The sequence below is a fragment of the Ruegeria sp. HKCCD6647-2 genome (genome assembly GCF_057221075.1).
The window spans coordinates 101042-112038 of sequence record NZ_JBWVBD010000008.1 but is presented as its reverse complement, the minus strand read 5'-3'; the positions used below and the strand labels follow the sequence as shown (position 1 = coordinate 112038).

Genomic DNA, 10997 nt, shown 5'->3' with positions numbered 1-10997 from the left:
TCGTCAGGCTCATAACCTGAAGGTCAGAGGTTCAAATCCTCTCCCCGCAACCAAACTGAACGGTCGGAAAACAATCACTTAGCCTCGCAACCCGCAGGGCTTTATGCGTTTAGGGTTAACGCGCCCAGTGTTACAACGGTGCTACGCTGGGGAGCAAAGAACAGCACCCTGAAAGTACCCACGCTTAATCAGGACGTCATAGATGACGCCGTGAGACCAGCGTCTCTCGCGCGACAAACGCCGTCAGTATATAATCGAGACCTGTTGCTATGTCTGAAAAGATGCCGGTTGCCCATTGACCTATACGACATACTCGGACGGTCGCCCGGGAAGACAACGGCGAGGCCTGCTCGTCAACTTCATCCAGACTGTCGTGAAGATGATCCCCGACCGCCCGAAACTGCGCCATACGGACACTTGAAACTGCGACCGGGCCAGCCAGGCGCTTCACTGGTCGCTGCGCCGGCCTGCCCGGTCTACTTTGCCTCCGTGAGCAGCAGGGCAAAGGTAGCGAATTTCAGAGACCAAGAAGCGCTTTGACGGCAGCCTCGACCTCATCCGTCACGGGCTTATTGGCTGCATTTTCCAGCGCCTTGCGCTCGGTTGCCGCCTGGTCGTCGACGAGTTCTGCCAATTCCTCGACTTCGGAAACAGTTTCGTCGTATTCGACGGCAGTCTGCCGTTCCGCTTCAAGCTCTTCGGCTGAATCGATGGATTCCTGCAGGTCCGAATTGGCCTGATCGAGCTGTTCTTGAAGATCCGGATCGTCTCCTCCGGCATCGGCCAAAGCATCTTCAAGATCAGTCACACGATCTTGTTTTTCCTGAACATCTGTCAGCGCGGCCTCAAGATCGGTTTCGATTTCCGAAACCGACCTGTCGGGTGGCATCATGCCATCAAGAAGCGCTTCCTTCTCGTCCAGCGCCTCGCGTAATTCATTTCCGGCCAGAACCTCATCCCGATAGGCGGAGATACGACCGACCCGAGAATTGGGTGACGCATTTTTCAAGGCGTTCTCGCTTGCATTTGCAGCATTGAGAGCCCCCAGTTCCGACGGATGCGCCCCCAAAAGCGCTGCCATTTTGTTGCCTTTCGGCCGAACCTGAGGACGTACCGTTTCTTCCAAGTTTCGCGTTACGCGGATGGATTCCTTTTTTGTCTTAGTCGAATACGCGCGGGTTTTCCTGCCACCAAACAAATCCTTCAGCGAAAACCCATTCCCGTCGACGCTTTTGCTCCCCTTACCGTTGCGCGATACGCGTTTGCCGGCATTGCCTTTGGCATTTGAACTTTTTCGTCCGGGTTTCCCGGCGGCTTTTTCGCCGTCAGCCTTGGATGCGCCGTTTCCACCACCTTTACCGTTACCCCCGCCATTGTTTCCACCACCCTTGCCGCCTCCGTTTCCTTTGCCTTCCTTCGCAAATGCAACATCCGGAAACGCGACAGCCCCCAAAACAGCGGTCGAACCCAACAGGGCAATTGCAATGGCGGTGGCTTTCAACAAGCCTGGTTTACTTGTTTTCATCTCAATCCTCGTCAATCGCGCGCCAATTTCGGCAATCCTCTGGCGTGTGCCTTCTGATCCATGAAAATCAAGATGGGCACATTGGAATCAATAATCATTTCCCCTAGTTGACCCGATCTTGGTTGAACACTCTCGTAACTGGCTGTTCATTGTCAGTTCACATTGAAATTTGTAGAGTCTTCTTGCATTTGCGCCATTTAGAGTACCGAGGATGAAAAAGATCTTCGTAATCCTGTTTCTGTTTGCCCTGCTCCAACCGGAGGTGGGGTACACAGCAGCGCGCGAGATGAAGCAATCCGAGGTGCGCAAGGCAACCACGTCGGGAAATGCCATTCGACTGAAATCGGTTATCAAGGGTGTTGAGAGGGTTTTTGGAGGAACCCCTGTCGATGCCCGGGCGTTCCAGGCGGACAAAGTGTATTACCGCATCCTTGTCAAAAAACCTAATGGCAGGATCGTCAGTGTCATTGTCAACGCGCAAACTGGGGTCGTTGTTTCCAACAACTCCAGTGTTGGTCGCGAGATATCGGAAGCCGCGCGATCAAGTGCCGGCAAATCGGCCAATGCCAAATCGAATGGTAACTCCGCAAATAAAAGCAATAACAGCAATAGGGGCGGTAATGGCAATGGCAATTCCGGCGGCAACGGTAACGGCAACGGCGGTGGTAATTCTGGCGGCAATGGCAACGGCAACGGTGGCGGAAATTCTGGCGGCAACGGCGGCGGAAACGGTAGTGGGAATGGAGGCGGAAACGGCGGTGGGAACGGAGGCGGCAAAAAATAATAGCTGAATTGGCATCGGTGCGCCTATAACTTCTGAATATGAGAGTTTTACTGGCAGAAGATGAGCCGCATCTTTGTGAGCAGATCAAAAAACTGCTGAACGCCGAAGGACGCGTCGTGGACGTCGTTCACAGTGGCAATGATGCCCTGCACATGGGCTCGACCGAACCGTACGATATGATCATTCTCGACATTGGTCTACCGGAACGCGACGGAATATCTGTGTTGCGGGAATGGCGCAGTGCAGGTGTCAAAACCCCGGTTCTGATCCTGACCGCCCGCGATGGCTGGAGCGAGCGAGTTGACGGGCTTGACGCCGGAGCAGATGACTACATGGCCAAACCGTTTCACATGCCCGAATTGGCAGCCCGGGTACGCGCAATTTTGCGCCGTCAAAGCGGTCAACTGAATCCGGTGATTGAGATGGGGAATGTCGTTTTGGACACCCGAAATGGGCGTGTTACTGCTGACGGTATACCGGTTGATCTGACGGCACAGGAAATCGCCGTCCTTACGTATCTGGCTCATAATGCAGGGCGAATGATTTCCAGAACCGAATTGTCAGAGCACATCTATGAATACGACGGTGATCGGGATTCAAACACAATTGCCGTTTTCATAACCCGGCTGCGCAAGAAACTGGGTTCAGATCTTATCACTACCGTGCGCGGCCGCGGATACATGATTGATTCCGCCTGATGTTATCGTTGCGCCAAAGGGCTCTGCTGGCGGGGATGGCGACAGGTGCCTTATCGGTCGGTGTGGGTACACTTGCAGTATTTTCATACATCAATTCCAGAGTGTCGGATCGTTTCGATACCACCTTGCTGGATCGGCATACCCAATTGGTTGTTGGGTTAAGCGTCACAACTGAAAACCCCGAAGCATTGCGCGATCTGATGTTCGATCCGACATACAGCACCCCTTATTCCGGGCGCTACTGGCAGGTCACTAACAGCGACGGAGAAATATTTACGTCTTCATCATTGTTTGACGACACTATCCAAGAGCCCGAGGGATCTCCGGATGTTCCGACACTTTGGGACACGGTCGGGCCTGACAATGAAGCGGTGCGAAGCGCGTATCAGCAAATCACTTATGAAGATGGTACTGTCTGGGGGGTAAGTGTCGCTGAAAGTCGAGGGCAGCTCATCGCTGAACGGCAGGCAACTCAATTGAATCTGCTGCCGGTGTTTGGGCTGGTCGGGCTGATTGGCGTTGCCGGTTCTCTTCTTCTGATGTCGGTCATTCAGGGGCCGCTTCGGAGATTGCAGTCGGATGTCTCCCACCGCTGGGAGACGGACGAGGATCTCAAACCGTCGGATTACCCCGGAGAAGTTGCGCCCTTGGTCGAAGACCTGAACCAGCTTTTGCGCCGAAATCGGGACATTGTGTCTGGGTCTCGCAGGCAGGCGGCTGACTTGGCGCACGCCCTGACAACGCCGTCATCCATCCTGAGGAATGAGCTGGACAGTTTGGCCGAGAGCGGCGCCAGGACGGACATTGCGCAAGAAGCTCTTGATCGGATTGACGCGCAACTGGGTCGTTCATTGGCAAGGATGCGAGCGATCAACGCTGCGGACCTGACGCATTCGCGGACAGATCTAACCAATTCCATTGAGAGGCTAGCGCGATTGTTTTCCGTCACGGCCGAGCGGGAACAAAAGTCCCTAAGGGTTTCGTGTGACCCCGATTTATGGGTTCGCATGGACGCGCAAGATATTGAAGAAGTCCTGGGAAACTTGCTGGATAATGCAGTCAAGTGGTGCCGGGAATCTGCTCAAATTTCTGCCAGGCGAAAAGAACGTTGCATAGAAATTCGAATTGAAGATGACGGGCCAGGGATTCCTCAGGAAGCACGTCGTGAAGCGCTACGGTCGGGTGGTCGTCTGGATACATCCGTCGCGGGCAGCGGATTGGGGCTGCCGATCTCGGTTGATTTGCTGAATGCCTATGACGCTAAACTGGAATTAGGTACATCTCAGACGTTGGGCGGACTGGAAGTTTGTGTGGTGATACCGGCAAGACCCATGGGATTGTCCGCGCAAACCATTCCTTCTCAAGACGCCTAAGACCAAGCCGCCAGACCCAAGCCTATTTTCCCTTACGTTGTTCCACCAGCGGTGCGCATGAACTTGGTTCCAGTTTCCGTCTTCCGGTTCAAAAGATGCAGAAGTTCGACTTGATTTGATGTACCCGTCTTGGAGAATATCGAACTTAGGTGCGAACGAACGGTAGCCGGCCCAACCGACAGAATTTCCGAAATCAGCTTTACGGTCATTCCCTCTTTCATCATCGCGCAAACGCGAAACTCGCATCTGCTGAGTGCGGCAGGGTTCTTAGGGTCAAGGATCGGGACATCACCGCCACTGCTTCCATTTATCGGGAAATGGTTTCGAACCTGCTCGGAGTGTGCGGAAACCGAGCCCGGCACGCGTTTACTCCACGCGGACGCAAGGGACGGAGCCAATACTATCAGCATATCCAGATCGTGGTTTTTCGGTCTGACGCTGAAGTGAAGTTCAATATGATCGACATGTCCTCCGTTAGATTCAAGAGGAACGACAATTACCTCTTCCAGACCGTTGGGCTTCCGATCCTGAAAACAGGTCGTCGCCGCGGCATCAGAAGCCATCATGTCCGCCAGCTTCCAAACTGATCCAGGTTTTGCGGTTGAAATGCAATTGCCGAATACCAATTCAGCCTGAGTTTGCGGTTGCGACGGCCAGATTTTTCCTTCCTGAACGTAACGACGTGCAATATGCCTAACTTTCCGATTCACCAAGAAAGTGCGGGCAATTAGTGCCGCGTCTGCGTTCGCTAATTGCATTAGCTGCCCGAGAACATTTGGAATGGCATTATTACCATTTAATGCCCGAGCCCATTCCATTGCGAAATTCAAACTGTCTTGCGCACGGGCGCCTTTTGAAAAACTTACACTCATTACTCTACTAAACAACCCAACTAAAAAACTGCAGTCGGGCCCCACGCTTCCCCGTTACATTCACAACTGTTGTTCAGATTATGTCAGGTCAGCAAACGGTTTCATGGCTTTAATCGTTGATGAAAGCAACTGAGCTCATAATTTCACAGTTTGTTATAGAATTGTTTTTTATGCATATTTCTCCTCTTTTGTTTCTTGCTGACCGTCATTTCGCTTGTCCTGCCCAACGATCTTCACGGCCAATATATATGCTCTCAAATTCGCCACAATTTGGCCTAAATTCCCGATATTGTTTCCTGATTTTGTGATTCGATTTAGTATTAATAGGCCGTTAATCTGCGGTTCACAAAAATCTCCATTTAGACGACGTTTTTCATAAGAAAGCACCCTCAGGTTGTATTTTTTTTATTTTTGGCGGAAGGCAGATATCATTGGCGCATTTATTCTAATTGATGAGCTACTGCAAATTTGCCTGGCTTGCGCTGCAATATCGCGCAGCGCCGATATCAATCTAACCTTTCGGGGGTAATATGACTAAATTCATGAAGAAGTTTGCTAAGAATGAAAGCGGCGCGGCAATTGTTGAATATGGCCTCGCTCTTTTGGTCGTCGCGTCGATTGCTGTTGGTGCGTTCACGTATCTGGGTACACAAACGAACACCAACGTGACCGGCGCCTGTGCCGCTTTGGGTAGCGCAACCTGCTGACCCGAACTTGTTCAGCATTGTGCAGAACCCAAAAGATTCTGCGCCGCATGACAGCTTCGCGGCGCAGAAATTCCCGCCGGGATTTTCGCGAAAACAGGATCACCGAAGTTCCGAATTTTGAGAGCGTAACTTTTGGAGACAGAGATGCGTATCAGACCGATCATTACTACACTCTTCGGAATTGCGATTGCTTCCGGTTCCGTTTACCTGGCGAAAGATCATATTCAGCTTAAGACCAGCACCGCCGGTGTGGCACCCAATGCCGAATTGGTGGAAATATACGTTGCCAAATCTGAAATTGCTTTCGGCCAGACCATCGAAAAGCACCACGTCACAATTCATCCATGGCCGCGCGAGGCACTTCCGGCCGGAGTCTTCACAGAAATTGACGTTCTGGTTCCGGACAATCGGCGACAGCTGCGCCGTGCAAAAGGCCGCTTCTACCCTGGCGAAGTGATGCTTCTTTCCAAAGTTTCGAACTTTGGCGAAAAGGTCACTCTGGTCCAAAAGCTAGGCGAAAATACGCGCGCCATGGCAATCGATGTCGACGCTGTCACCGCGGTGGGTGGGTTTGTTACCCCCGGTGACCACGTGGATATTGTTTTGACACAGGGTGCAAAACAGGAGTTGCGTGCAGTAACAATCCTGCAAAACATCCGCGTGATCGGTGTGGATCAGCAGTCGGAAGAGCTGAGCGATCAGCCAGAAGTTGCCCGGACGATCACGGTCGAAGTGACCCCGCAGCAGGGTCAGCGCCTCGCGTTGGCACAAAAGGCAGGCACGCTGAGCCTGACGTTGAGAACGCTGGACAACGTAGAAGACGAACCAATGGAAATGGTTCGCCTGCGCGATCTTCTGCAAGAGGAAGGTCCGGTGGAAAAGGTCGAAGCCCAGCCAACCGTAAGGTTGCGCCGAGGCACCGAGACCGAGGTTGTAACCATCCAGAGAAAGCGTCAAGAGACGGAGAAGGCGGCAGACTCTGATCCTGCAACTGAGCTGGAGCCTGACAATCAGACAGATGCGCAACTTGCTCCGGCGGTCGTGACACCAGAAGCCAAGCCCCGCATTCGTCCAATCGAAATCAGCCAGAAACCCGGACAGTAAGCCCCTGCCATGCGCGCAAAAGCGATCATATCCGCCTTCACCAGGGATGAGCATGGCACGGTTGCCATCCTTTGGGGCACGGCACTGGTTGCGTTTTTGGGCTTCTTTGCGATCACGCTGGATGTCGGCCGGTTGAACGCGACACATGCAGAGCTTCAGTCCTTTGCTGACAACGTGGCTTTGGCTGCAGCGGGAGAGTTGGACGGGCAACCCGATGCGATCACCCGCGCAACAAATGCTGCGGCCAATCTGATCAGTGACAGTCAGACGTTTGCCACCGGACCCACTGCGCTTTCGGGATCGTCGGATTACACGCTTTCCTTTCATTCTGCGCTGCCGGCATCGGATCTGACTCCGCTTGGCGCAGACCTTACGACAGACCCGAGGCAAGCTAAGTTCGCGCAAGTCGTGCTGACGCCCAAATCGCTCAGCATGAGTCTTGCGTCAGCCTTGGACAAAATGCTTGGCGGGGCCGGCTTTTCGGCAGCCAGCGTTTCGGCTGAGGCGGTCGCCGGTTACTCAAAAGCGGCCTGCGATATCTCGCCCCTGATGTTCTGCCTGCCACCCAATTGGGAGACGACGTTGACAGTAGGTGACCAGATCCTGTTACGCAGTGGCGGCAATGGCGCTGCCTGGGGGCCGGGCAATTTCGGCTTTATCGATCTGGCGAACTTTCAGGATACCTCGGGCGTGTGCGCAGATGAAGGCGGCAACAAGCTGGCCTGCCTCATCGCAGCACAGGATCAGATTACCCAATGCGTCCTGACAAATGGCCTGGACACGGAACCCGGCCAGAAAGTCGGCATTACAAATGCCGCGTTCAATGTGCGCTTTGACATTTACCGAGCCGTTCTCAATGGCGAAAAAAACAACCCCGACTTTGCGCCGGCTCCGAACGTTATCAAAGGGATCCAAAAAAAAGGGGGTGGCTTCTGCATACAGGGCAACGAAGAGACCACGCCTGACACGACAGCTCTTGGCCGCGACCTCTGTTTGACCGCAGGAACCTGCGGCGGCAACAATCGGTTTGGCGATGGTATCTGGGATCGCGCCGGCTACCTCGATCGCAACCATGATTTGGCGGATGGTTTGGCAGACGGGTTTGGCAGTGATGCGCATCTTCCGCCGCTTTCCGGGTCGAACACTGTATTTGCCGGTACGCGATATGGGATGTACCTGCGTGAAATTGCGTACGGAAACACAAACCCGCATCCAGCACCAAACGCGAATGCCATTCTCGATCCTTTGCTTTCCGAAACCGGCCGCCCGATGTGTTCGAGCCATATGTCGAACAATCCGGCACGACGCGTTGTCACAGCTGCGGGGATCGACTGTGCGCAAAACCCGGTTTCAGGCTCGACGACCGGTGTTCCGGTTACGAAATTCGTCGCCGTGTTCCTGACGGAACCGGTGGGCGACGACGGTGGATCACCGCCGAGCTTTGACATTCACGGCGAGGTCGTGGGTTTCCCGGATGTCACCGGCGTTGGTAGCGGCGGTAATGGTTTCGGCGGCATCTTCCGCGACGTCGTACAGTTGTATCGGTAGGGGGAGCACAATGCCATGAAATTTCGCCTGATACCCCCACTCAAACGCTTTGCCAAAAATAACGACGGCGCAATTCTAGTGGAATTCGGCCTTGTCATGCCGGTCATGCTTTTACTGCTGGCCGTAACCTTGGAATCCGCGCGACTGATGTGGTCATACCAGTCGGTCATTGCCGGCGTCCGGGATGCCAGCCGATACCTGTCCAGAGTAACTCCGGCGGATGTCTGTACTTCTGGTGGCTCGGTCGCAGGCCTTTCCACAACGTTAAAGTCCATAGTGGAACAGGACATCAACGGCAGCAACCTGTTCCCTACCAGCATTACGGTCAATTCCGTGACGCCAAGCCTGTCCTGCGTAACTGGGACTTATCGAATAAACCCGGCTCCTGTTGGCCAGGTCAGTGCCAATATCACTATTCAGTTTCCGATGGGCGGCCTCTTGTCACTCTTTGGCAGCGGTGCATCATCAGTGACGACGGATGTTGCTGACACATCGCGGATTTTTGGGCAATGATGCGCTTGTTGCATATCCGCGCCCAATTGCGCCGCGCACGTAACAGCTTTCTGGGCAACCAGGACGGTGGGGTTCTTGTCGAATTCGCCCTGGTCGTTTCGCTGTTTTCCTTCCTTTTCCTGGCGCTTCTGGACTTTGGCCGACTTTCCTACAGCGGTGTGAACGCACAAAAAGCCGCGCAGCTGGCCGCCCGCATTGCCGTCGTTCGACCTGCGGCATGCGCTGGTGTTCCTCAAACTCATCAGAGGGGCACTTCGATCCTGGCACCGCGGTTCGGCACGTCCTGCAGCGCTTCGGCCGGAGTTTGCGCCAACGTCGGAACCATTTCCTGCGCAGGTGCGGTCGCAAATACCACCGCGTCGGAAATCTGGGGTCGCATCAGTCCGCTTTTGCCGCCGGGCACCTCAATCGATGTGATGCAGTTTTCATATACTTTCGACTCAAATCTGGGATTTCTGGGTGGTCCATACACACCCATGGTCACAGTCGAATTGAACCTGAACGATTTTCAGTTCGTCTCACCGCTGGCCGCGTTGGCAAATGCCGCGGGCGCGACAAGCAGCGCAATTTCTTCAACAGCCGGTTACTCCAACTTCAGCGTCTCGCTGCCCGCTGAAGACCTAGCACTAGGAGAGTCAGGATAATGGATAGAACAGTTTCCAATCTGAAGTCACATTCGGTCATGCTTGTTTCCGAACAAGAGGCCATTGCGCAGGTGGTTGCCGACGTCTTTCCTGCTGAAGAGGGAAACAAAGTCACCGAAAATGCGAGCTCATTCAAAGCGCTGAACGGGACTGCACTTCAGTTGGCGTTCAAGCATGATGTGGTGATCTTTGAAATCGATCCGGATGACTCTGCTGAGGTACAAGCCACAGAAGAGCTGCTGGCGCATCGCGATGATGACACCTTGTTCGTTGCGCTGACACAGAATGACCTTTCGATCACCAAAGCGCGCGAACTTCGAAAAATCGGCATTGATGAAGTTCTTCCCTTGTCGATCGATGGAGAAGAGCTGAAGGCGGTGGTCAGCGAGAAATTCAATGCGCGCAACGTTGCACAAGCTTTGATTTTGGACGGTCCTTCCGCGCTTGGCAAAGTGGTACCGGTCGCGAAATCTCGTGGTGGGATCGGGGCCTCGACCGTTGCGGTAAACCTGGCGTGTTCGCTGGTTGGCGGGAAAGGATCTTTCTTTCGCAAGACCGAAAAAAGAAGGGTCGCATTATTGGATTTCGACTTGCAGTTCGGAAACGCAAATGTGTTTTTGGATTTGGAAGACAATGGCGGATGTCTTCAACTTATAGAAAACGCTGAAGAACCTGACGATCATTTTCTGTCTTCGATCCTTCAAAGTCACGTTTTGGGTGTTGATGTGTTGTGCGCGCCAGCTCCGATGGTTCCACTTCAATCAATGCGCCCCGGTCTGATCGAAGGTATGCTCGATCTGCTGCAGCGTCGCTACGACTATGTCGTGATTGATCTTCCCTGCGCCGTTGTCGAATGGGTCGAACCCATATTCAAGCGCGCCTCCCAGCTTGTCCTGGTCACCGACACCACCGTGCCATGCGTTCGCCAGGCACGGCGCCTGATCGACTTTTACCGCGAGGCAAATGTCGGTCTACCGGTCGAGATCATCGTCAACCGCGAGCGGAACACTCTGATCAAACCAGCGCACGTTCGCGAATCTGAGAAGGTACTGGAAACAAAGCTGAAACACTGGCTGCCGGACAATCCGAAGGTGGCCCGCAATTCGGTGGATCTTGGACGCCCGGTCGTAGACATGAAGCCGCAATCGGACCTTGGGAAAGCTTTGGCAAAATTGGCTGCCGCCGTGTCGGCTGACGTGCAGGCCGTGGCAACAAAGAACAATTAAAGG

At 53.8% G+C, this 10997-nt stretch carries 11 protein-coding genes; 9 read left to right on the top strand and 2 right to left on the bottom strand.

The genetic code is table 11. The features are described 5' to 3' along the window. Nucleotides 1-517: 517 nt before the first annotated feature. Complete coding sequence (locus AC2TDJ_RS19105) at nucleotides 518-1525, bottom strand: hypothetical protein (RefSeq protein WP_480844277.1); 1008 nt, start codon at nucleotides 1523-1525, stop codon at nucleotides 518-520. 211 nt (nucleotides 1526-1736) lie between these two features. On the opposite strand from AC2TDJ_RS19105, the gene AC2TDJ_RS19100 reads away from it, so the two are divergent. The 3 genes from AC2TDJ_RS19100 to AC2TDJ_RS19090 all read left to right on the top strand — a co-directional run bounded on the left by AC2TDJ_RS19100 (nucleotide 1737) and on the right by AC2TDJ_RS19090 (nucleotide 4380). Next, nucleotides 1737-2309 carry a PepSY domain-containing protein gene (locus AC2TDJ_RS19100; RefSeq protein WP_480844276.1) on the top strand — a complete coding sequence of 191 codons (573 nt, stop codon included), beginning with the start codon at nucleotides 1737-1739 and terminating at the stop codon, nucleotides 2307-2309. A gap of 38 nt (nucleotides 2310-2347) precedes the next feature. Next, nucleotides 2348-3007, top strand: coding sequence for a response regulator transcription factor (locus AC2TDJ_RS19095; RefSeq protein ID WP_480844275.1), 660 nt, complete (start codon nucleotides 2348-2350; stop codon nucleotides 3005-3007). Between the two features lie 539 nt (nucleotides 3008-3546). Further along, nucleotides 3547-4380 (top strand): ATP-binding protein, encoded by an 834-nt coding sequence (locus AC2TDJ_RS19090; RefSeq protein WP_480844274.1) that lies wholly within the window; start codon nucleotides 3547-3549, stop codon nucleotides 4378-4380. 32 nt (nucleotides 4381-4412) lie between these two features. Here the strand turns inward: AC2TDJ_RS19090 and AC2TDJ_RS19085 are convergent, their stop codons facing one another. Next, complete coding sequence (locus AC2TDJ_RS19085) at nucleotides 4413-5252, bottom strand: helix-turn-helix transcriptional regulator (protein WP_480844273.1); 840 nt, start codon at nucleotides 5250-5252, stop codon at nucleotides 4413-4415. A gap of 542 nt (nucleotides 5253-5794) precedes the next feature. On the opposite strand from AC2TDJ_RS19085, the gene AC2TDJ_RS19080 reads away from it, so the two are divergent. The 6 genes from AC2TDJ_RS19080 (at nucleotide 5795) to AC2TDJ_RS19055 (ending at nucleotide 10994) form a co-directional block, all read left to right on the top strand. Then, a complete protein-coding gene (locus tag AC2TDJ_RS19080) occupies nucleotides 5795-5959 on the top strand; it encodes a Flp family type IVb pilin (protein ID WP_480844272.1) in 165 nt (54 codons plus the stop codon). Nucleotides 5960-6103: 144 nt separating this feature from the next. After that, entirely contained in the window at nucleotides 6104-7063 is a 960-nt protein-coding gene (gene cpaB, locus AC2TDJ_RS19075; RefSeq protein WP_480844271.1) for a Flp pilus assembly protein CpaB, read from the top strand. A gap of 9 nt (nucleotides 7064-7072) precedes the next feature. Further along, nucleotides 7073-8611, top strand: coding sequence for a pilus assembly protein TadG-related protein (locus AC2TDJ_RS19070; protein WP_480844270.1), 1539 nt, complete (start codon nucleotides 7073-7075; stop codon nucleotides 8609-8611). Between the two features lie 15 nt (nucleotides 8612-8626). Beyond that, complete coding sequence (locus AC2TDJ_RS19065) at nucleotides 8627-9124, top strand: TadE/TadG family type IV pilus assembly protein (protein WP_480844269.1); 498 nt, start codon at nucleotides 8627-8629, stop codon at nucleotides 9122-9124. Next, nucleotides 9121-9768, top strand: a complete 648-nt coding sequence (locus tag AC2TDJ_RS19060) for a TadE/TadG family type IV pilus assembly protein (protein WP_480844268.1) — start codon at nucleotides 9121-9123, stop codon at nucleotides 9766-9768. The genes AC2TDJ_RS19065 and AC2TDJ_RS19060 overlap by 4 nt, the downstream gene beginning before the upstream one ends. After that, the gene (locus tag AC2TDJ_RS19055; protein WP_480844267.1) at nucleotides 9768-10994 is read left to right on the top strand and encodes a CpaE/TadZ family protein; all 1227 of its coding nucleotides are present in this window, start codon (nucleotides 9768-9770) and stop codon (nucleotides 10992-10994) included. Before AC2TDJ_RS19060 ends, AC2TDJ_RS19055 begins: the two co-directional genes overlap by 1 nt. Nucleotides 10995-10997: the final 3 nt, after the last annotated feature.